Here is a 23588-nt window from a genome sequence, read left to right on the forward strand (position 1 = left end):
CACATAAGCGAGATCATCCGGTTGCCCTTTCTCCGGCAATGCGCTTCGGTCTCCTGCCTCCCAATCGATTTGATCCAGCCACAATACCCGGTCAACCCATTCCTCTGGCACATCCACGCCACGCTCGGCCAACAACAGCTTCGCTTGTGCGTCCGCCAGCATATAGCGAATCCGCTCCTCCGGGTACTCGACATCGATCGGCAGATAAGCCGCCCCTGCCTTCAACACCCCAAGCGTCCCGACCACCATCGCCAATGATGGACGCACCATGATCCCGATAATCTCTTCCCGCTTCACCTCTCGCTCTTGTAGCAAACGGGCCAGTCGATTGGCACGGGCATCCAATTCGCCGTAGGTCAGCGTTTCCTCCCGGTGCACCACTGCCGTCCGTTCGGGCGTGCGCGCCGCCTGTTCCGCTATACACTCGTGCAGGGTTCGGTCTCTTGGATACTCTGCTTCCGTTGCGTTAAACGCGTTCAGCAACCGATCTGCTTCTGCTTCATCCATCAGAGTGAATGATTGGAGTTCCTTTTCTGTACCCGAAACTACCTGCTCCAGCAACCGTATATAATAGCCAATCCACCGTTCAACCGTCGCCCGCTTAAATAAAGAAGTGTTGTATTCTACGGTGAAATGAAGGGTTTCCTGTTCCTCCGCTTCCCATGTCATATCAAACATGGATTGCTTCCATTTCCACCCCGTAAACGGCTTTACATCGATCCCCGGCAATGCGAATGGCTCTTTGTCGACATTTTGCAATACAAACACTGTGTCGAACAATGGGTTGCGACTGCCGTCTTTTGCGCTGGGGAGCGTCGCCAGCTCTTCCAATGGATATTCTCCATGTCCATACGCGGCCAGGACGTTTTGTTTCACCTCTGCAAGGTATTGGTGGAAGGTAAGCTCCGGTGTCGGTTGCGACCTGAGCGGCAACGTATTGACAAACATGCCGAAAATCTGCTCCGCTTCCGCCTGGGTGCGGCCGGCAACGGGAAAGCCTACCGCCAGATCGGTTTGCCCCGACAATTTGGCCAGCATCACCTTATATGCCGCAAGCAAAACCATAAACAGCGTGGCCCCTTCTCGTTCACTCACCCGTTTCAGTTGATGAGTCAATTCCACGTCCAAACGGAACCGAACCTTTTCTCCTGCAAACTGTTGGAGCTTCGGACGCGGCCGATCAGTCGGCAGTTCCAGAACAGGCCATTCCTCATTAAACTGTTGCGCCCAGTATTCCCCCTGTTTTTGGCAAGCGGGGGTGCGCTTCCATTCCTCTTGCCACACCGCCACATCTTTGTAGTGCAGAGCGAGCGGAGGCAATGTTTCCCCGCGGTACAGCTTGCTCAGCTCGCGGCGAAAAATCCGCTCGATAGAAAAGCCGTCTGAAACAATGTGATGAATGTCAATCACCAACACATGCCGCTCTTTTCCCAAATGGATCAGGCCCGCTCGCAATAGAGGTGCTTGCCGCAAATCAAACGGGCGGATAAATTGCTCGATCCATGTTGCGGCCTCTGCTTCATCCTTTGCCTCACATTGTTCCCAAGGCACTGGCACCGCCGGCTCCACTTTTTGCATCACCTCGTCCTCAACCAAGTGGAAGGAGGTACGCAATGATTCATGCCTGTCCACCACAGCCTGCAAGCTTTGGCGCAGACGTGCTACATCCAACCCGCCCGACAGTTCCAGCACCACGGGGTTATGGTAGGTTACCCCGATATTGCCACGTTGCTCCATCGCGTACAATCGGCGTTGCACCGAAGTCACTGGATAATACTCCCGCTCCGCCACGGGTTGGAGCGAAGCGGTGGTATCATGATTCGCTTCCCGCACCATTGCCGCCATTTCGCTTAGCGTAGAGCATTCAAAGAGGCGGGCGATATGAGCATCCATCCCAAATTCGGCACGGATGCGCGCTGCCAGCATCATCAGGTGCAATGAATGCCCACCCAACGCGAAAAACTGATCATTTAATCCAACCCGATCTACTTGCAACACTTCTTGCCACAGCCCGGCCAGCTTCACCTCGACTGGATCTGACGGCGCTACATACCTACTCTCCGGCGTTGTGTTCGCCACTGGCTCCGGCAACGCTTTCCGGTCCACCTTGCCATTGGGGGTAAGCGGCAACCGCTCCAAACGGATAATATGAGCAGGGATCATATATTCAGGCAATTCCTGTGCCAGATGCGCTCGCAACTCGCTGTCACCCACCGGCTCAGTCTCAACCACATATGCACACAAAACAGACTGGCCTGAGGAATCTGCGCGCGCCACCACAACACCATCTTCAATGGCAGGGTGCTGCAACAGCACATTGGTGATTTCTCCGGGTTCAATCCGGTATCCGCGGATTTTCACCTGGTCGTCGATCCGCCCTAAGAACTCCAAATTCCCGTCGGGCAACCACCGAACCAAATCCCCCGTTTTATACATGCGTTCTCCCGGTGCAAACGGATGGGGGACGAATTTGCTCGAAGTAAGATCATCGCGCCCCAAATAACCCCGAGCCAAACTGTCTCCGGCCAGGCAAAGCTCTCCCGGGACGCCAATGGGCTGCAATTGCCCTTCCTCACTCAGCACAAACGCTTGGTTATTGGCAATCGGCCTACCGATCAAAATCGGCCCCTCCGGCTTCACTTCATAGCAAGTGGCGACAACCGTGTTTTCTGTCGGACCGTAGTTGTTAAACAGCCGGTACGGTTGCCGACGCACCTGCCGCAACCGGTCTCCACCTGTCAAGAGCCTGGTCAAGGTGCGGTTCTCCAAACGCATAAACTGCTCCGCCACCGGTGTTGGAAGAAAGCTGATGCTCACCTTCTCCGCTTCCATGTATCGGTTCAACGCCTCCACATCTAAACGGAGCTCTTCAGGGATGACAATCAGCGTCGCTCCTGCGATCAAATAGGGGAAAATCTCCCATACAGAAGCGTCAAATCCAAATCCGGCGTATTTCGTAGCCCGATCCTGCGCCGTCACTGCAAACCGTCTCACATGCCAACTGGCCAAATTTACCAGCGCTCGATGTTCAACCATGACTCCTTTTGGCTTGCCAGTCGACCCCGATGTATAAATCACATAAGCCAACTGATCAGGACTCCCTGGTGTTTCAACGTCGAAGAGGCTTCCTTCTTCCCAAGCAATGCGATCCAAGAATAGTTTGCGCTCCTTCCAGCCGACAGGAAGGGGAAGTCCGGTTTGTGTAAGCAACAGGGAGGCACGGCTGTCCTGCAACATGTAATCAATACGCTCCAACGGATAGTGAGGATCAATGGGCAAAAAGGCGGCCCCTGCTTTTAACACCCCCAAAATGCTAACGATCATCTCCAGTGAAGGCTTTGCCAAAACCCCCACGATCTCTTCCCGTTCCACGCCCCGGTCGCGCAAAGCACGAGCCAGTTGACTTGCCCGCTCGTTCAATTGCCGATAAGTCAATTTTTCCTCTTTGAATACCACCGCCACTTGATCTGGTGTGCGCTCCGCCTGTCGTTCAAACAAGGCATGGATGGTCTGGTCGTGGGAATAAGGCATCGACGTATCATTAAAGGCGCGCACCAAAGCCTCTTTTTCAGCCTCAGTCAGCAAATCGATGGCATGCAATGCTTGCTCAGGATGATAGACAAAGGCTTGAATCACTCGCGCGAAGTGTTGGCCAATGCGCCCAATCCATTCTGAGTCAAAACGTCTTCGGTCAAATGCAAAACGCAAAGTTAACGTGTGGCTAATCCAAATCTGAGTATGCAATCTAAAAATGGAATCATTAGATATAAGTAAATGTTTATTGTATTCAGAAAATATATTTTGCTGATTATCCATCTCATCCAAGTCAGACTCAATCACCCACAAAAGATGCTGCAAAGCATCCGGAGCGATCCCTGTCCACTTCTCCAATTCCGACAACAAGACGGCCTCAACCTCTGGATGCCCCATATTCTTAGCAACCACATCGTAAACCGTCTCCCCTTTGGTGCATTGCACCCGGCGTAATTGGATAGCCAGCTCATCATCGCTTTCCTTTCCGCCCAAAGGGGAAACCGAAGCGAACACCACATCATCCACACGATTGTATTTCTGCAACAAGACTCCCCACATCAAACTGATCAATGTGGGAACCGAGACATTCATTTTATCTGCCAAAGCGCTGATTTCTTTAGTCAACAGGGAATCCAACTGCAAGAAGCCCACACCGTTATGGTCGCCAGCCTCATGCCATGGACCTTCCGCGATCCGTTCTGGTACGATCGGAATGCTATCATTATACCCACGCAAATATTCTTTGTAATATGTCCGATCTTTCCGCTCTGGTTGAACCAATTCATTATAGGACATAATTACCCTCCGACATCGGTTTGATGGTAAATTTATATTATTTTCAAATTGCAACTACGAGTTTATCGGAATTTTCAATCCATGTCAACGTTTGATGGATTTATTCTCCGCAACAACAAATGACCAGATTTAATTTTAAAAAACGAATAAATACATTAACTAACAACAAAATAAACTAAGTATCCCACAAAAATATTTATACTTATTGCAAATCGAATCATTTATACCCCTCTTCTCTAAACCACCTCTTTTCTTTTAAAAAAAACATCCTCCACCCGGCCTGATTTTCTATATTTTTCCTATTTTATAATTCTATCTCTTCCTTATCTCCCCTCCTCATAGAATAAAACAGCAAGAGATCGCCGCGATTTTTGAAGCGATCTCTTGCCAATGTCTTTCAAACCATGTTGCCGCCATACAAAATGAAGCGACCCTTGCCAAAATCAGCAAGAGCCGCTCCGTCCGGTCATACCCAGTTTCCATTGCGAAACAGCGGCACCACCCGTCCCTCTACCGTTACGGCATCGATGTCCAGTTCTGCTGTGCCAACCATGAAGTCCACATGAATGACGCTTTCATTCAACCCATTGCCCGCTCTTTCTTCCTTGGACATCGTTACACCATCCTCAATGCAAAACGGATAAGCCGCTCCGAGGGCAAAATGACATGAGGCATTTTCGTCAAACAAGGTGTTTCGGAAAACCACGCCCAACTTGGACAGAACCGAATCATGGGGCACCAAGGCGACCTCCCCCAAATGAGCGGCACCAGCATCCATCTGAAGCAACGCCTGAAGCGAAGCATTCCCTGTCTCCGCTTCTGCCTGCACAACCCGCCCGTTTTCAAAAGTCAGTGTGAAACCGTCGATTACCTGGCCATGATATACCAACGGCTTACTGTTCCGCACCCGCCCATTTACTCCGTTACGCACTGGCGCGGTGAACACTTCCTCCGTCGGGATGTTGGGAAGAAAGTAGACGCCTTGTCTGTTCTTTAATCCTCCGCCCAACCAGCGGTGGTTTTTAGGCAGTTCCACTGTAAGCTCTGTTCCAGGCCCCCGGTATTGTAACCGCGTGAATTGTTGATCATTTAACCAAGCCGTCCGCTCTTCCAATCGGTTGGCGTATGCTTGCCAATAAGCCAATGGATCGCCATGGTCCAAACGCGTTGCCAATTTGATACTCTCCCACAGTTTGGCCAGAGCCGCTTCTTCCCCCAACTCCGGAAATACCACATTAGCCCATTCCGCTGTGGGCACCACTCCGATCGTCCAGCTTATTTCCCCACCTTGCGCCAGTTCTTGATATTTTTTCATCGCTTTGCCCATCGCCTTCGTCACGGTGGCGATGCGCGATGTTTCCACATCTTTCAACAATTCTGGTTTGGGGGTCAAAATAGAAATGACCGCCGCCCCTCCCTCAATCATGCGGATGAAGTCCTCCACTTTGCCTTCAGGCACGAAAGCAAGCGTTTCCTCCGGCGCCATGCGCAACCGGATACGATTGATCTCATCATCAGACCAATCAACCAATACATGGGGCGCCCCGGATTCATAAGCCACCTCAACCAGTTTGTGCACCAGCGGCGCGGCATCGGTTGACGCCCGAATAGCCAGGTTTTGACCCGGTTGCAAGTTGACACCAAGTTGGACCAACAACCTGGCGTAAGTGGTCAATTCTTTTGCTTTCAACATCGTCTCTACCTCATTCCGCCCCCATATATTACGTATCGCAGGGAATAGTCAGCTTATCTGATGGTTTGTTTTTCGTTTGTATTATAAAGCGTGACCGCGAGGGCTCACAAGACGGTGCGCGTACCTCCTCTTTGTCACCCGCGCGTTGGCGCCAGATGGTTGGCAGTACTTGGCATGGAGGGCGGAAACAGACCCCCTCTGGCAGTTCAGACTACAATTCGCCTAATTTCATCAACCCAGCAAACACGACTCAGTTTGTGCGGGATTTTACTTGTTCCCGCTGGTAATAACGCATCAATTCCGGTGTCAACGATTGGCTAATCAGACGATTAGCCTCCGCTTCGCCCTGCGCTTCGATCAGAGTCACCTTGCGGCTCGTTTCCGCTTCATTCAGACGCTGTCGGGCCAATTGCTCTTTATTGGCCGTCTCGCGCAATATGTATTGATGTTCAATATCAGACTCAACAAGCTTCTGCAAACGTTGCCGCATCCGCTCATCAACGCGCAAATCAGTCAAGGCCAATCCTTCCAATCCAATTCCGTCTTTCGCCAATTCCCGTTTCACCTCGGCTTCGATCTCCCGGCAGACAGTCTCTCTTTGTGTGGCAAACAGACTGACCACCGAATGCCGAAGCGCCACTGTCTGCATGGCAGCTTGCAACCGCCCCCGCAAAATTTGCTGCCGCGCATCTTCCCAATCCTCCTGATGCAAACGTTGCATCAACCCGGGCAAGCGGGCGGGTTGCAAGTGATAGCTCATAAACACATCGATCTGCACCCGTTGTCCGTCCTTACTCACCACAGATACGGCTTGTCCCTTTGCAAACGTTGCCATTTCGGTAGAAACAGGATACGCCGTCACCGATTCCCACGGCCAATGAAGGTGCAACCCATCTCCCAACACTTGCGGCTGAACGCCACTGAAATAGTTGAATACCACGCCTTGGTGACCGGCTTCTACCATTGACAGGCAGCTCCCCAGCAACAAAACAATCAGTATGTAGCAAACCAACACCGCAGCAAATCCGATCCACTGCTTTTTGCGCTTTTTATGTGATTTGACTGGCATCCTTGCGTTTGGTCCCCCCTTTTTTCCGCGGAATCTTCTTTTTTTCAATCGATTCGCACTTCGTCAGCAAGTAATTGCCCATCCGTTCATACCACGGATACAAACCGACCAACAATAACCCTCCTAAAAATAGGACCAGAAGTATGGACACCGTTCTCCCCTTTTCTTTAAAAATATAAAATCCTCACACCATAAAAAAAACAATAAGGACAATGCTCTTTTATTATAAGGGAAACAAGCGTCAGGTCAAATCCCTCTATTAAAAAACTGAAAAAATTTCTGCATCCGTTTCATATTACAAAAAAATGACCAAAACACCAATGAACGAGAATTTTGATAATGTCTATCTTCCATTTCATAAAAAGACATCTATTACATTTTCAGGGATACTCCCTCGGCCAGAGTCTCCCCATTGTCAGCTCTCATACTTTCTCCCTGCACATATCACACTACCTGTAAATGGACAGCCAAAGGAGGGTCTTCGGTGCCGTTGATCGAAGCAAATGGAACAAGGTTGCATTATCATCTTGCAGGACAAGGTCCCGCTCTGGTTTTCATCCATCCTCCCCTTATCACCAGCGCGGTATTTCGCTATCAGATAGCTGAACTCACGACGTCCTTTCGCGTTCTGACATTTGACATTCGGGGTCACGGAGCCAGCGACCCGTCCCCCACTCCGCTGACATATCCATTGATCGCTGAGGATATCAGGCAACTGCTTAACAAACTAGGCATTGAAGAAGCTTACTTATGTGGATATTCCACCGGTGGAAGCATTGTGCTAGAAGCATTGCTTGCCCATCCGGATCGCTTTGCAGGAGGGATTCTAATCAGCGCCATGTCGGAAGTCAGCACACTGTACCTCAAAGCGGCCATTAGAGCAGCGACCCACTTATGCACACCCCTCTGTTTCCGGTCTTTGGCCACTATCTTGTCCTGGAGCAATGCCGATACGCCATTGACATTTGCCAATCTCCACCGCGCCGCGTGCCAAGGCGATCCAAAAAACATCCAGCAATATTTCGCATTTAGCCAACAGTACAATTGCACCAAGCGACTGATAGAGATAAAGCAACCGATATTACTTCTTTATGGAAGTAAAGATCGTAGTTTTCACAAATACACCAAGCTACTTCAAGCCCGGCTTCCTCAAGTGACTACCCAAGAAATCAAGGGCAAACGCCACCAACTTCCCACCAAAGCCTGGCGGCAATGCAACCAGCTCATCTCCGACTGGCTCACGGCAATCACCAACAATACAGGCCCCGTCAACACGGTCTAATGAATCACTCTCATAACAACCTGCTTTCGAACATGCAGACAAAGGGCTGACGGGTCCTTTTTCCGGTGCCGCATGTTTTTCCTGGTTTCGAACGATACTATCATCGGATGATGTTTTTAGGGAGGCGTTGTGATGATCTTATCGCTTGAAGAGATGAACATCCTGTCTGAGCGTTTGGAGAAAGAAGAAGCCCGGTTGCACGAAGCCAATATGCGCGAACCAGGCCGTAAAGAAGCGGAGCACAGCTTAAATTTGATCAGTAGCTTGCAACGCAAGTTGCGCGATGTGGATGCCGACCTGACCGAACAGGAACGCACCTATATCATTGACTTGTTGCGAGAAGAAGTGTCCCATATACACGGATCAGGAACCGGAGTATATCACTCCATCATCAATAAAATGGAACTCTGAGTTACAAACGGGAAGCATCTATCCTTTCGCACAAACAAATCCCCCTCTAACGTGGATGCGGGTCATCAAAATGGCAATGCCCGTGCACCAAACGATTGTGGTGCACGGGCATCCGGTTTTGGATACTTAAACCGCCGCCTCGTTGCGATGTATTCATCGCACCCTTAAGGCCATTCATGAACAGTTGATGGACAACAAACGTAAAATTTAAGTTCTCACATGGTCATCAGAGTTGAGAAAATGCACAAACCGGCCTCGTTCATTGTATTCAATCAAATGAATCCCCGCTTCACTGGTATGAAAATAGTAGTCGTGATGAACTGGCAAACCTAAAAAACTTTCCAATATCCGTGAAATCATCCCTTCATGGGAGACAATCGCGATACGACGATAAGGTTTACTATAATGTTTAATATATGAAAATACGTGCTCGGCTCGCGCACGAAATTCAATACCTGATTCTCCTGTCTCACCCAATTTCACATGTGGGGGGAGGTTCCTGGGAACCGATTTGCCCGCCTGCGAACGGCCAGCAAGCTTTCCGTTGTTATGCTCTTCCAATTCGGGGAGATAGTTAATAGGACAACCAATCGCCCTGGCCAAAATGGATGCCGTTTCACTTGCTCTTTTTAATGTGCTCCCCCAAATATATTCGGGCGGAAACGCTTCCTTCACCCGCTCCGCCATCTTATGCGCCTGTTCCACACCTGCCGGGGTCAACGGAAAGTCAACCCTGCCCTCGTGCACCTCCAATGCATCCGCTTCGGATTGTCCATGCCGGATCAACAAAATTTGCATTACTTCTTCCTCCTTCTAAAGCAGGCACTGTCGCCACGTAACCGGTTTCGTTCCGGCAGTTTGTAGCTCATGCTCTGTTGTCGATTTCCCCTTGATGTAAATATCCTTTCATCGTTCCCGCGCCTGAAGAAGTTACGGCCTTAAGCAAAATGGACTAAAGTGACACTGATGTCACACCATCGGGGCGGTTCGCTTGTCTTCCATGTGATTCGCCACGGGTTGTCGTGTTTTTAGAACACTGCCTCAGTTCATTATAATGAGAACAATCCCGCGCCATGTCTTTTGATTTCTTTTTCTCAAATGCAGTCACACTCCCCCCGATCGTTCCACATCTATTGCTAAAACTGATTGGATCTGATGAAAAATCAGCTTGATTCACCGGACATTCCCAGATCGCCTTTCCAGTGTCATTTTACACTAACATAACCAGTTTAAACTACTTTCTCCCAAGATCCTCTATCAAACGCATTAAAAAAGAGAGCAGAACCTCGCTGCTCTCCAAATTTGCTTCTCTCACCCTGAGCCATTTACAAGGCTTAAAGGGTGATTTCCCTCTTTTGTCATGCTCTTTGCTCATCCAAATCGTGAACGGGGAGAATCTTCACTTCTTGCGGATTGGATTCGCTGTGGACGCGCACTTTTTCTGCGCTTTCATCCACCATCTCGATCCATACCGGCTCGCCACGGTAGGTCACGGCAATTTTCTCCGGCGACTGCAAAATCTCCTTTGCCCGATCGATTTGCATCAAGTCACCTCCCTATCAGAGAATCCATCTCAGATCATTTGTTTGCTCAGCAAAACAATCATGCTAACTTCGCTCTTAGGTTGTGTCAAAGATAGAGAGTTATGCACATGAAACTGGTCGAGATGATGGTTCATAACAAAACGCTCCGAGCGTGAAGAACGCCAAACCCTGTACCTTTCTTTATTAAATAAAAAAATTCATTTTTTTGAAAATATCAGTTGTACTATAACAGTTGCTGTGTTAGTATAGAAAACGAAAAGGAAATCTGTTATATAACATAATGGCACCCAGGAGGGGATCCGGTTTGTTGCGAAAAGTATCATGCCCGGAAAGAGTTGAGATCATAGGCCCAGTCACTGATGCCTATGCCGAAGTTCTCACCTTCTCAGCCTTGCAATTCATTGCTGATCTTACACGACGCTTCCGCGATCAACGCGATCGTCTGTTGCATAACAGAAAAGAACGGTCGGTAAAACTAAAAACTGAACTGCCCGATTTTCTGGATGAGACGAGAGCCATTCGGGAAGGAAATTGGTCCATCGCCCCCTTGCCCCAGGATTTGCTTGACCGGCGGGTGGAGATCACCGGTCCTGCTGGAGATCGCAAAATGGTAATTAATGCTCTCAACTCAGGGGCCCAGGGTTTCATGGCAGATTTTGAAGATGCCAACTCCCCCACTTGGCACAACACCGTGCAAGGGCAAATTAACTTGCGTGACGCAATTCGAGGGACACTCACCTACATGAGCCCCCAAGGAAAATGGTATAAAGTAAACCCCGATCCTGCTGTGCTCCATGTGCGGCCGCGCGGATGGCATCTGGATGAAAAACACGTCCTTGTTGACGGAAAACCGGTTCCAGCCAGCCTGTTTGATTTCGGACTTTATTTCTACCACAATGCAAAGGCCTTGGTGGCCAAAGGATCAGGCCCTTATTTTTACCTCCCAAAAATGGAAAGCCATTTGGAAGCCCGTTTGTGGAATGACGTATTTATTTATGCCCAACAAGTGAAAGGGATTAAACAAGGCACCATCAAAGCGACTGTATTGATCGAAACGATCTTGGCCGCGTTTGAAATGGACGAGATATTGTACGAATTGAGAGAACATTCAGCCGGATTAAACTGCGGCCGCTGGGATTATATCTTCAGTTACATGAAACACTTGCAAAACCATCGTGCCATATTGTTGCCTGACCGCTCGCTTGTCACGATGACAACCCCCTTTATGAAAGCTTATACCCAATTGGCAATCCAAACATGTCACAAGCGCAATGCCCCTTGCATTGGCGGAATGGCCGCTCACATTCCGAGCAGGAAAAACCCCGAAGCGACTCAACGGGCATTTGAATTAGTGCGCGCCGATAAAGAGAGGGAAGCCCAAGCCGGGCATGATGGCACATGGGTAGCTCATCCCGGCCTTGTCCAACTGGCCCGGGAAGTGTTTGATCACTGGATGCCAGACCCCAATCAAATCAGTCGAAAGCAAGAAGAAGTAACCATCACACAAGCCGACTTGTTGCGGGTGCCCACTGGCCCGATTACCGAAGACGGACTGCGAACCAACATTCGTGTCGGCATCCACTATATCGCCGCTTGGTTAAGCGGTTCAGGGGCTGTAGCCATCGACAACCTGATGGAAGATGCAGCCACCGCCGAAATTTCTCGTGCGCAGGTTTGGCAATGGTTGCGCCATCCGGACGCCTCACTGGAGGACGGGCGGCCGATCACCAAAGAGTTATATCAGCAATTGTTGCAGGAAGAAGCGACCCGTCTGCGTGAACAGCTGGGATCCTCCCATCGTTTGGATATGGCGATCCCCCTGTTTTCCGAATTGGTGTTGAGTGATGAATTCACAGAGTTTCTGACATTACCCGGCTATGCGTTATTAGATTAACATGATTAGAAAGGATGAATGATGATGAATCATCAACAGGAAATTGCCGCTTTGGAAAAAGATTGGTCCACCAACCCCCGGTGGAAGGGAATCAAACGCCCATACTCCGCCGCGGATGTACTGAAACTTCGCGGTTCTCTCACCATCGAATACACGCTTGCATCGCGCGGCGCCCGCAAACTGTGGGAAATGCTTCATACGGAGCCTCATATCAAAGCATTGGGGGCACTCACTGGCAACCAAGCCATGCAACAAGTGAAAGCTGGATTGAAAGCAATCTATTTGAGCGGATGGCAAGTGGCCGCCGACGCCAACCTGGCTGGACAAATGTACCCCGACCAAAGCTTGTATCCCGCCAACAGCGTGCCCCAAGTGGTCAAACGGATCAACCAGGCACTGCAACGCGCCGATCAGATCGAATGGGCCGAAGAGAAAAAACAGCGGGATTGGTTTGCACCTATTGTCGCCGATGCAGAAGCGGGCTTCGGAGGGCCGCTGAATGTGTTTGAGTTGATGAAAGCGATGATTGAAGCAGGGGCCTCCGGCGTACATTTTGAAGACCAATTAGCCTCAGAGAAAAAATGCGGCCATCTGGGCGGCAAAGTGCTGATTCCTACTTCGCATGCGATCCGCAATCTCATCTCGGCTCGCCTCGCCGCAGATGTGATGGGCGTGCCTACCATCCTGATCGCCCGCACCGATGCCAACGCCGCAGAGCTGTTGACCAGTGACATTGATCCCGCTGACCATCCCTTCCTCACGGGTGAGCGAACCCCCGAGGGATTCTTTCGGATTCGACCCGGACTGGATACAGCGATTGCCCGCGGATTGGCCTACGCACCTTACGCCGATCTTATCTGGTGTGAGACATCGGAACCTGATCTCGAGGAAGCGCGCCGTTTCGCCGAAGCGATTCACGCCAAATTCCCCGGAAAATTGCTGGCGTACAATTGCTCTCCCTCTTTCAACTGGAAAAAGAAGCTGGATGACAAAACCATTGCCAAGTTCCAAGATGAGCTCGGAAACATGGGCTACAAATTCCAATTCATCACCTTGGCGGGTTTCCACTCTCTCAATTACAGCATGTTCCAACTGGCCAATGAATACGCCTCTAACGGCATGACGGCATATTCCAAACTGCAACAGGCCGAATTTGCCCTTGAAGCGGAAGGATACACCGCCACGCGCCATCAGCGTGAAGTGGGAACGGGCTACTTCGATCAAGTCTCCCTCATCATCACCGGTGGCACCTCATCCACCACGGCATTGAAAAATTCTACCGAACATCAACAGTTTATGTCCTAATGGTCACATAAATTAAGCACCCTTTCGGCATAGCCGGATGGGTGCTTCTCCATTTTGCTTATGATCAGTTGGCCTGGACACATCCTTCCAACAATATCAACGTCCCCTCGCCAGCATCCAAGTCGGCTCGAATACCGATGGGCAATGTCAGGTTCGGCTTGGTGTGTCCAGCTTGAAAGCCAAAATAAGCAGGAACGCCTAGTGGCCGGACAATCTCCTCCAACACTTCGCGCAAAGTTAGGCTTCGCTCCGGGTTCGCCGCATCGCAATCATGAAAGTCGGTGAACAAAATACCAGCAGCCTGTTCCAACTTTCCAGCCAAACGCAATTGCGTCAGCATGCGGTCAATGCGATAAGGCTCTTCTCCCACCTCTTCAATGAACAAAATCTTCCCAGTAGTATCCAGCTCATAAGGAGTTCCCATCGAAGCCGCCAAAAGACAAAGATTTCCCCCGATCAGCCTACCAGTCGCTCTCCCTGGCGTGATCGTATAACAGTGCGCCCGCCCGGTGTCTGGATATTTTCCCAGCTGTTGAGGATTGGAAAGTTGGCGAAATAAAACCGACCAAGCCAGCTCCTCTTCCTCCGAGACATGTTCCAACTCTCCTACCATGGGCCCGTGGAAAGTGATCAATCCTGCCTTTTTCCAAAGCGCCAAGTGCAGGGACGTAATATCGCTGTAGCCTACAAAAATCTTCGGATTCCTCCTGATCATAGCGTAATCGATCCGGTCAAGGAGGCGCTGTGAGCCATAGCCACCCCTGATGCACATGATCGCCCTCACTTCCGGATCAGCAAACATCTCATTCACATCCCGCGCCCGCACTTCATCTGTTCCCGATAAATAGCCATGCTGTTCCTGCACGGAGGCTCCTACTTTTACCCGATAACCAAATCTGCGCAATGTTTGTAATGCACATTTCCGTCTCTCTTCAGGCACCGGGCTGGCAGGAGCGATAACCCCGATCAGATCACCCGGTTTTAATGCTGGTGGTTTCATTGTTTTCCTCCCTATCATCGTCTGGCATAACAGCTTAAAAAGGCTTCAATCATTCTTAATACACTCGACACAGCAATGCATTCTTGCCAAAAGTATACATTCCTTCCGGATCAGCAGTTGAACCCCTTTTCAGCAGACTCCCACAGAACACTGGCTAATCGATCAGCTAAGACTACCTGCAATTTAAACTATCATTGATTTGTGATTTTCCTATGATTGAATGGGTTGCCAAGAAAGGGTTACGATAGGTGTACGCCAATACCATTTCATTGCAAAGGGATGGAGTGCACCCATTCACTGGTTCCTCCATTTCCTTTCCCTTTTTCCCCTCAACCATCCTCATCCCCCATCCAGCTTCCAGCCAGTTCCCCTGACAACCCACCTTTTCCTGCATATCATCATAGGTCAGTTCATACCCCACCCCACCCATGTCCCGAATGATTCTGGCGTTTTGGGACTCTCCTGCCAGCCGATGGCCGGCTTTTTTCACTATGATTATAAACTGAATATTAAAACTATTTAAGCGCGGACCTTTGACTTGAAGAACTGATAGTATCTCAAATATAGATCTATACCCTGTTTTTACTAGAGTTTTTTATAAACAAGGCAGGGACACAAGCAACTTCACTCAATGATCCATATGCTATTCCATATCAACTGATCACATCACAAAGGGGGGTTCTTCATGTCTCGCAGAAGGTCCGCTAAATGCCGTGCCATCAAAAACTTAAAACGTGCCATCAGAGAATTAAACCGCTCTATCGACGCAATCAGAGATGAACGCTTTGAAACGGCAGAAAACCGCATCGCAGACGCACTTGTATTTGAAGGGCGCGCTCTCCGGCAAATTAATCGCGCCGAGAGATTTGACTACTGCTAATCGGTTTTTGCCTGCCAAATGGCAAGTAACTCCGCCGATGACGCATGAATCGGCGCTCTTTGTCGAGCGCAAAAACAAAGAACCCCGTTACTACCGGGGTTCTTCTTCCGATTTTCACGATATCTCATGCTGAATGATCGGCCGCTATAATCACGGGTTGGCGTTCCAATCGACGGAACATCGCCATGTATATGAAACCGCCCAGCCAGGCAAGGCAAGCAAGCACAACAAACATCCATCCATACCCAACCCACGCTGCCAGAGGAATGGAAAAAGGTGCCAATGTTTTGCCAATCGTAAACCGCATGCTGGCAGCAGCAAAATATTGCCCGCGAATGTGTTCTGGAGCTAATTTGGAGACAAAGCTCTCTTGTAATCCCACTACCAACAGCTCTCCAACTGTAAACAGCACCATGGCCGCCAATGCCACCCATATATTTGTGCTGCTGCCAAAAGCCAACATGGAAATCCCGTACAAAAACGCGGAAGAGAGGAAAACCCTTTTCTCCTGCATCCGACCGACCCATCGGCTGACCCAAACAGTAAACAGGGCAATCAATAAGCCATTCTCCGCAACCAGCCATCCGAAAAATGTCGTACCACCCGCTTCAAGCGACCACTCACCAACATGGAATAAGGTTTGTCTCGGGAATTTCTCCGTCACATAAATGCCCAGCGCCAAATCGAGTTGCATAAACGTTTGGGCCACCAAAATCCCCGCCAAAATAAACAGCATGAAGGTGCGGTCAGACAAAATGACTCGATAATCCTGTAAATGACTGTGCACAAATTGCCGCCACCCCTGTGCTTTAAGTCGATTTCCTTGGTGAGCCACCGCTCGCTCCGGAATTGTTTCACTCACAAAACGCCGAATGAGCAACGACAGCACAAAGGCGGTCAACGCCGCTACCAACAACAAACCAAACCGATAATGGAAGAAAAAGATGCTTCCCAACAACGGGCCGATCACCACGGATAAGTTAATAGCTGTATAAAAAATGGCGAACACTTGATTGCGATCTTCCTCTTTTACCAAATCCGCTACCATCGCATGGCTCGCCGGCCAGTAAAGGGATCCGCAAATTCCGAGGGCCGCAAAACTGATGTATGTCAAAATGGGGGAAGTGTACCATGGAGAATTGGCAAAAGCAAACACCAAGAACGAGACGCCTTTAGCAAACGCAGATAGCTCCATCATCCGTTTCCTCCCAAATCGGTCGGCGCAATACCCGCCGATCAGATTGGCGATCACCCCCAACAGTTGTGAAAAAACCAGCATACCTCCCGCCCATTCCTTTCCGAACACTTGCGAGAAATAGACGGACATAAACGGGAAAAACATCCAAAACAACACATTGGTAATCCCTTCGCCAAATAAGCGAATCTTCAAATTCAAATCCCAATCTTTTAAAAACATACCGTAGCCTCCAAAATTCATTTATCAAACAACAACAAAAAACACTGGCAAATATCTTTTACCAGTGTGTGCGCTCTCCATTTCAATTGGGCCAGAACAGAATATCATCCATCCTAGTGTAGAGAATTGATGAGGGGATTGTAACACCGCACGCGGTAAAAAATAAAGCCTTCATTATGCTGATATTGAAATGGTACAATTATCATTACTCGTTTCATCATCACGGTGCATCCCCTTTCTCACATATTTTTGAAAGCATTTATTGTTTTGTTGGATCGCTATCTGTCCAGATAGAACCCACGTTCGTTCTCATTGTACAAAATTCACAATCAATTGTCAAATCAGTAATCAGATATCAATTTATCAATATTCTGTATATAAAAACGCAACCTCCCTCCTCCTTCTGACTCACAGCTTTATGTATTGTTTAAGATGCATATGAATAGTCATCGCTCACTACTTTCTATTTTCTTCCCATTGTTTTATTAATTTTAACCTGGAATATATCCATTCTCTTTTTTGCTTCGTAAACCGGCGGCTGAAATATTCTTCAGTCACGCCGAGATACTTCGCCAATTTTTCGACCATTTCAGAAGGGGTGGTTTTTCTTTTGCTATTTTCACGCCCCATTGATCCAACACTCCTTTGCCCATGCCAGCTAAAAATATCCTGTATTTGTTAATTTATACAAATCTTGTTCATACTCCTTTTCACCTGATGAAAAAAACCCGTTCCCTTGATATTTCCACTGTCACTGGAATGTAATGAATAGGCCAGCGGCTCCAAAACCATTTTCTCATTCGCTTCACGCGTGGAGAGGCTCTCATCGCGAAAAGGTTCAACTTGATTTACCGGACTCACCCGAGTGAATGACAGAAGAATTTTGGACAAACTAACAATGGCTCCGTCTGCTTGGGAAAACAGGTTACAACAGCTTGTTCCCTCTTAGTGCCCCTTAATCAAACAAAAGAGAGGTGCAAAGCCATGGAATCCTTTATCACCTATCTCCCATTCATCCTTTTCGGCGCCATCTATCTCATGTTAGGGTGGCTGGTAATGAAAGGCTGACTCTTTCCCAAGTCCCTTCTTCCATGCATATTACTTGCCGTACATCACTGTTTATCTCTGCAAACAGACCCCACAACAGTAAACATATTAAAAAGCCACAGTCCCTGGACACCCAAGGGGTTGTGGCTTAAGTGGTTAGGTGTTCATCACACTCTGATTCTAAGTTTTTTATATCTAGGTTAATACATATTTGGTCAAAATGTATTATTTAACTTATACATTTAGTAGACTAAAGAAATGCCTTATAACAATAATCTACAACTTCATAAATTAACAACTATTGATTCAAAGTGATACAAAAGTCACTCTCTCTCAAGCTGATAACAATAGTGGCTTACTTAAATTCACAACACGTTCGCTATCAAATTAAAATCGCTTTCCACAAATAAAAAATTGTATAATTTATTTAGTTAATAATACTATAAACAAGGAGATTGACATGTCACAACCTAGACCATGGCTCAATGAGGTTATTGAAGCTATTTCAGAGTTGGGTGGAGAGGGCACATTAAAAGATATAACCGAAAAAATAGTTGAAAGAAATATCATGAATTTCGAAGCTAATCCCCATTTCGAATCTCGAATCAGATCAACAATTTATCATCATTCGAGCGATTGTGATGTATTTGTTGGTGAAAAAGGAAGTAGCAAAGACATTTTTTATGCCGTTCACGGAAAAGGGAATGGTTATTGGGGGTTGAGAAATTTCGAACCCTCTAAAAAAAATGTCAACTTAACTGAAGACGATATAGGCTTTCCCGAAGGAAAAGCAAAGTTAGTGCAACATATTACCAGAGAACGAAATCCAAGAGTTATCAAATTAGCCAAAGAAATATTTAAAGCTAATCACGATGGAAGATTGTTTTGTGAGGTTTGTGGATTTGATTTTTATGAGTTTTACGGCGCTATTGGGGAAGACTATATCGAAGGTCACCACACTATACCCGTTTCAGAGTTAAAAAACGGGCATATGACAAAAGTTGAGGATATCGCCTTGGTTTGCTCTAATTGTCATCGAATGTTACATAGAAAGAGACCGTGGTTAACAAAAGAGCAGTTGAAACAGTTAGTAACGAATAATAAATTGTAGTGACAACCAGGGGTACCCCAGTTCAAAAATTGATTTAGGACTTAGTATATAGGACAGGAAAGAGGAGTAGTCGAACATGCTTTCTTCGCATCATTCAAAGTCATTTCCTTGCCTTTGGGTGAACATCGATGCCAGCATGTTCACCTGCTCCCCTACTGTTCATTGCTCCAAACTTCCTTAAACGCTAATCCCGATAATCCAAAACAAAAAACTATCAGGATCTTCAGGTATTTAAAATTTAAACACCAGGTTAATGCCAGAGCTAAGGCTCTCCATTCTCCTGTAAACAAAGTGCGATGCAACTTGGTTCGGAAGCAACCCCAACAGTGGCGAATCGGTACACATCGGAGCTGTAACTGTAATAGTGGTAGAAGCAGCGGCTGAAAAACCTTTTCCCAATGAGCGCCTCGTCACGCGTGAAGCAAATGGGAAAAACGGTTTTTCAGTCGCCGGCTTATGGAAGGAATGAAGAAAGGGGGCAATATACAAAAGAAGAATAGGTAATATAAAACATATCATTTCCGCCAAACACCGGCCCGGCTAAAATAAAAAAACCACAACCCCTGACGTCTCAGGGGCTATGGCTTATGTGCGGTTACGTTCTGACTATACTTCCATGATAATTGGAAGAATCATGGGGCGGCGGCGTGTCCGCTCAAACAAGAATTTGCTGAGTGCATCGCGAATGCTTGTTTTGAGGGAAGCCCACTCGCTCACTTGGTCTTTCATGCATTTTTCCATGGTCATGCTTACAATCCGATTTGCTTCATCCAAGAGCTGTTCAGACTCCCGGACGTACACGAAGCCACGGGAGATGATGTCTGGTCCGGAAAGGATGGCTCCGTTTGCCTTGCTAAGGGTGACAACAACGACTAAGATACCATCTTGCGATAAGAGTTTGCGGTCTCTAAGTACAATGTTTCCAACGTCGCCAACTCCTAAACCGTCGATGAGCACTTTTCCTGTTGTAATTTTTGGACCGTATCTTGCTTTACCGCCGGAGATCTCAACCGTATCCCCGTTGTCGCAGATAAAGATGTTTTCGGGACGAACGCCTACTGATTCGGCGAGTTGGGCGTGAGCCCGCAACATGCGGTACTCACCATGAATCGGAATAAAGTATTTGGGTTTGATCAAGCTCAACATCAATTTGAGATCTTCCTGGGAACCATGTCCGGAGACATGCACGTGGGAGGTGGTGCTGTAAACGACGTCGGCACCAATGCGGAACAACTGATCCACTGTGCGTCCAATCAGTTTTTCATTACCGGGAATCGGCGTTGCGGCGATAATCACTGTGTCACCGGGCAAGATTTCAACCTTGCGGTGGGAAGCGTTGGCCATGCGGGTCAGTGCCGACATGGATTCCCCTTGGCTTCCTGTTGAGATCACGGCTACGCGGTTGGCCGGCAAACGGTTGATCTCGTCCGGTTCAATGAGCAGGTCTGATGGGATATGTAGATAACCCAATTCGGATGCGATGTTCACCACGTTCACCATGCTGCGGCCCACGACAGCCAGCTTTCTTCCATAAAGCTGGCAAGCATCCACAACTTGTTGAATCCGGTGAATATTGGATGCGAAAGTTGCCACGATAACCCGTTGTTTCGCCTTCCGAAACACCTCGTTAATGCCTTCTCCAACAGTACGCTCAGATCCAGTAAAGCCAGCCCGTTCAGCATTGGTACTATCGGATAAAAGACATAGAACACCTTTTCTGCCGATTTCCGCCATCTTATGGATATCCGCCACTTTTTCATTGACCGGGGTCATATCGAATTTAAAATCCCCCGTGTGAACAACGTTACCTTCCGGCGTCTCAACACAAACTCCGACCGAGTCGGGAATGCTGTGGTTTGTATTGAAAAAGGTCGCCTTCAAGGTGGAACCCAGTTTGATCTCTGAATGGTTATTGATGATATAGCGTTTGGTGTCGTTTAAGATATGCGCTTCCCGCAATTTATGCTCAACCAGTCCCATCGTCAGCTTTGTCGCATAGATCGGGACGTTCAATTGACGCAAAATGTAAGGAAGTCCTCCGATATGGTCTTCATGTCCATGTGTTAAGATGATCCCACGAACTTTTTCCTTATTCTCAATCAGGTATGTGATGTCTGGAATGACGATGTCGATTCCCAACATGTCCTCTTCTGGAAACATCAAACCCGCATCGATCACCACGATGTCATTCTCATACTGCACCACATACATGTTTTTTCCGATTTCGTCCAACCCACCGAGTGCAAAAATGTGTAATTTGCCTCGCTGGTTTTTGCTCAACAAAGTAACCTCCTACATTTAGTTGTCGTCACCCGTAAACCGCACAATTCTCACTTGTTCTCATTATATACGATCAAAAAATGTGTATGCAACAAATTATTTTGTCGCAATATTGGAATGGTTGTCCGAGAACATGTCTTCTCCGCAAGCAAAAAGGCTGACCAGAAAAATGGTCAGCCTTTTTCTCACGCTTTTATTCAGTTGGTTTTCAGCACTTTCAACCAGCTTTCCGCTTGCGCTTTTTCCTGTTCAGACATTTCCACCAAAGGCAAGCGCACATTGGGCTCGCACCAGCCTTGTAATGACATGGCGTACTTAAGTGGTACAGGGCTGGATGTCATAAACAAGCCATTGAACACGGGAAGCAACTTTTGATGCAGAGATAGAGCCAAGGCATGATTTCCCGCAAAAAATGCTTCAATCATCTCTTTCATTTCACGTCCGACCAAATGGCTGGCCACGCTGACGATTCCCGCGCCTCCCACAGCCAAAATCGGCAACGTTAAGCTGTCATCCCCACTGTAGACAGCAACGTCCTCTGGGACTTGCATTACCAATTGTGAAATCTGGTTGAGGTCACCGCTAGCTTCTTTGATGGCGACCACGTTTTCCAGCCGGGCCAAACGCGCCATGGTGTCCGCAGTCATGTTTACACTGGTACGTCCCGGCACATTGTACAGCATAACCGGCAATCGGGTAGCTTCAGCCACTGTTTTAAAGTGTTGGTACAGCCCTTCTTGCGATGGCTTGTTGTAGTAAGGGGCTACCAACATCACTCCATCTACGCCGATCTCCTCTGCTTCTTTGGTCAAGAGGATGGTTTGCTCTGTGTTGTTACTCCCGGTGCCCGCAATGATTTTAGCGCGTCCGGCTGCTTTTTGCTTGGCGAACCGGAACAGCTCCAGTTTCTCCTCATGAGTCAAGGTGGGAGACTCTGCCGTGGTGCCCGCCACTACGATCGCATCGCTACCAGTGTCTATCAAGCGATCAATGCATTCTTCCACTTTACCCCAATCAATGCGATTCTCTTTCGTAAACGGCGTGCACATGGCCGTAATCAACCGACCAAACAGCATAATGGCATTCCTCCATTTGTTTAAGAAAAGTGTATGTTGTGCAAGTCGAATTTTCTATGAAGGGCGCGCACGGCTTTCACCATGTCTTCCCCGCGCACCAATACCCAAATCGTCGTATGCGAGTCAGCCGATTGGAGTATTTGAATGTCTTCTTCTGTCAGGGCTTCGGAGATCTTGGCCATCACTCCTGGCACTCCCGCGATGCCCGCCCCGACTACCGACACCTTGGCACATCCCCCGGTCAACTCCGGATGGAGACCCAATCCGGTCAGCAATTGGGCCGCCCGCTCCGCCATCCCATCATATACGGTATATGCGATCTCGCTGGGGTTGACACTGATGAAGTCAACACTGATCCCGTGATCTGCCATCGTTTTGAACACTTTAAGCTGTGAATCGTATTGACCTTGTTCCAACCGAATTTTGATCTGCGTCACATCAGCCATCTGGGTAATCCCAATAATGGTCAAATCCCTAACTTCCCCGGCCAGGCGATCAGATTCCGTCGCATTGGTCACCAATGTCCCCGGATGATCAGACATCGTGGATCGTACGCGAATCGGTGTATTGGTTTGCATCGCAATCTCCACCGCACGAGGATGAATCACTTTGGCCCCTTGAAAAGCGAGGTTGCACATTTCTGTGTAAGTAACCCTCTCTAAGTAGGAAGCGTCATCCACAATACGGGGATCTGCTGTCATAATCCCTTCGACATCAGTAAAAATGTCTACATAATCAGCGCGCAAGGCCACGCCCAACGCCGTCGCTGTCGTGTCGCTCCCGCCTCGGCCAAGGGTGGTGATTTCGCCATCCGTGGTCTGCCCCTGGAAGCCAGCCACTACCACTACCTGATTCCCTTCCAACTCCCGCAGGATTCGCTTGGGGTTGACCGTGATAATCTGGGCATTGGTATGATGGTCATTGGTGATGATTCCCGCTTGTCCACCAGTCAACACAACATTCTTGATCTCGTGTTTGGTCAACATGCTCGAAATCGTGGTTGCGGAGATGATTTCACCACAGCTCATCAACATGTCTTTTTCGCGCGGCGTAATCTGGTCATCGTATTGCTTCGGCAATTGCAACAGCGTATCCGTCGCGTAAGGGTCCCCTTTTCTGCCCATCGCCGACACGACGACAACCAAGCGGTATTCTTCCGCCAAGGCTTTTCTGATATGGTGCAGAACCCGAGCCCGTTGTTCAGGTGTGGCAACGGAAGTTCCGCCAAATTTTTGCACTAAAATCCCCAT

General features: G+C 48.5%; 18 protein-coding genes. 6 read left to right on the plus strand and 12 right to left on the minus strand.

Annotated elements, in window-relative coordinates; genetic code table 11:
* The 4 genes from EDC32_RS15250 to EDC32_RS16780 form a co-directional block, all read right to left on the minus strand.
* Positions 1-4329, minus strand: a 4329-nt coding sequence (locus EDC32_RS15250) for a non-ribosomal peptide synthetase (RefSeq protein WP_132223603.1), incomplete at its 3' end; no start/stop codon positions are given.
* Between the two features lie 466 nt (positions 4330-4795).
* Entirely contained in the window at positions 4796-6022 is a 1227-nt protein-coding gene (locus EDC32_RS15255) for an aminopeptidase (protein ID WP_132223606.1), read from the minus strand.
* A gap of 250 nt (positions 6023-6272) precedes the next feature.
* Positions 6273-7091 carry a prohibitin family protein gene (locus EDC32_RS15260; RefSeq protein ID WP_132223609.1) on the minus strand — a complete coding sequence of 273 codons (819 nt, stop codon included), beginning with the start codon at positions 7089-7091 and terminating at the stop codon, positions 6273-6275.
* On the minus strand, positions 7072-7203 hold the full coding sequence (locus EDC32_RS16780; protein WP_022738948.1) for a hypothetical protein: 132 nt from the start codon (positions 7201-7203) through the stop codon (positions 7072-7074). Before EDC32_RS16780 ends, EDC32_RS15260 begins: the two co-directional genes overlap by 20 nt.
* Before the next feature lie 372 nt (positions 7204-7575).
* Here EDC32_RS16780 and EDC32_RS15265 point away from each other — a divergent pair, with 372 nt between their 5' ends.
* Positions 7576-8373: an alpha/beta fold hydrolase gene (locus tag EDC32_RS15265; RefSeq protein ID WP_158283411.1), complete on the plus strand. Its 798-nt coding sequence runs from the start codon at positions 7576-7578 to the stop codon at positions 8371-8373.
* Between the two features lie 132 nt (positions 8374-8505).
* Positions 8506-8784 carry a hypothetical protein gene (locus tag EDC32_RS15270; RefSeq protein ID WP_022738951.1) on the plus strand — a complete coding sequence of 93 codons (279 nt, stop codon included), beginning with the start codon at positions 8506-8508 and terminating at the stop codon, positions 8782-8784.
* Between the two features lie 207 nt (positions 8785-8991).
* On the opposite strand, the gene EDC32_RS15275 is transcribed toward EDC32_RS15270, so the two are convergent.
* Together EDC32_RS15275 and EDC32_RS15280 are read right to left on the minus strand one after the other, a co-directional pair.
* Entirely contained in the window at positions 8992-9582 is a 591-nt protein-coding gene (locus EDC32_RS15275; RefSeq protein WP_132223615.1) for a histidine phosphatase family protein, read from the minus strand.
* 560 nt (positions 9583-10142) lie between these two features.
* Positions 10143-10328, minus strand: coding sequence for an H-type small acid-soluble spore protein (locus tag EDC32_RS15280; RefSeq protein ID WP_022738954.1), 186 nt, complete (start codon positions 10326-10328; stop codon positions 10143-10145).
* A gap of 280 nt (positions 10329-10608) precedes the next feature.
* On the opposite strand from EDC32_RS15280, the gene aceB reads away from it, so the two are divergent.
* Together aceB and aceA are read left to right on the plus strand one after the other, a co-directional pair.
* Complete coding sequence (gene aceB, locus EDC32_RS15285) at positions 10609-12222, plus strand: malate synthase A (RefSeq protein ID WP_132223618.1); 1614 nt, start codon at positions 10609-10611, stop codon at positions 12220-12222.
* Between the two features lie 24 nt (positions 12223-12246).
* A complete protein-coding gene (aceA, locus tag EDC32_RS15290) occupies positions 12247-13527 on the plus strand; it encodes an isocitrate lyase (RefSeq protein WP_375163143.1) in 1281 nt (426 codons plus the stop codon).
* 64 nt (positions 13528-13591) lie between these two features.
* Here aceA and EDC32_RS15295 read toward each other — a convergent pair whose 3' ends face one another.
* Positions 13592-14527, minus strand: coding sequence for a S66 peptidase family protein (locus EDC32_RS15295; protein ID WP_132223624.1), 936 nt, complete (start codon positions 14525-14527; stop codon positions 13592-13594).
* 785 nt (positions 14528-15312) lie between these two features.
* On the opposite strand from EDC32_RS15295, the gene EDC32_RS15300 reads away from it, so the two are divergent.
* The gene (locus tag EDC32_RS15300; protein ID WP_132223627.1) at positions 15313-15540 is read left to right on the plus strand and encodes a hypothetical protein; all 228 of its coding nucleotides are present in this window, start codon (positions 15313-15315) and stop codon (positions 15538-15540) included.
* Here the strand turns inward: EDC32_RS15300 and EDC32_RS15305 are convergent.
* Together EDC32_RS15305 and EDC32_RS16465 are read right to left on the minus strand one after the other, a co-directional pair.
* The gene (locus EDC32_RS15305; RefSeq protein ID WP_132223629.1) at positions 15532-16824 is read right to left on the minus strand and encodes an MDR family MFS transporter; all 1293 of its coding nucleotides are present in this window, start codon (positions 16822-16824) and stop codon (positions 15532-15534) included. The genes EDC32_RS15300 and EDC32_RS15305 overlap by 9 nt on opposite strands.
* A 456-nt stretch (positions 16825-17280) precedes the next feature.
* A complete protein-coding gene (locus tag EDC32_RS16465) occupies positions 17281-17454 on the minus strand; it encodes a hypothetical protein (RefSeq protein ID WP_158283412.1) in 174 nt (57 codons plus the stop codon).
* An 877-nt stretch (positions 17455-18331) separates the two neighbouring features.
* Between EDC32_RS16465 and EDC32_RS15310 the strand changes: the two genes are divergently transcribed.
* On the plus strand, positions 18332-18982 hold the full coding sequence (locus tag EDC32_RS15310) for an HNH endonuclease (protein ID WP_132223632.1): 651 nt from the start codon (positions 18332-18334) through the stop codon (positions 18980-18982).
* A 606-nt stretch (positions 18983-19588) separates the two neighbouring features.
* Here the strand turns inward: EDC32_RS15310 and EDC32_RS15315 are convergent.
* The 3 genes from EDC32_RS15315 to dapG form a co-directional block, all read right to left on the minus strand.
* The gene (locus EDC32_RS15315) at positions 19589-21265 is read right to left on the minus strand and encodes a ribonuclease J (protein ID WP_106342210.1); all 1677 of its coding nucleotides are present in this window, start codon (positions 21263-21265) and stop codon (positions 19589-19591) included.
* A gap of 194 nt (positions 21266-21459) precedes the next feature.
* Positions 21460-22338: a 4-hydroxy-tetrahydrodipicolinate synthase gene (dapA, locus tag EDC32_RS15320; protein ID WP_425460179.1), complete on the minus strand. Its 879-nt coding sequence runs from the start codon at positions 22336-22338 to the stop codon at positions 21460-21462.
* Positions 22339-22358: 20 nt separating this feature from the next.
* Positions 22359-23588, minus strand: coding sequence for an aspartate kinase (dapG, locus tag EDC32_RS15325; RefSeq protein WP_132223638.1), 1230 nt, complete (start codon positions 23586-23588; stop codon positions 22359-22361).

Source organism: Laceyella sacchari (assembly GCF_004343255.1).
Taxonomy (GTDB): Bacteria; Bacillota; Bacilli; order Thermoactinomycetales; family Thermoactinomycetaceae; genus Laceyella; species Laceyella sacchari.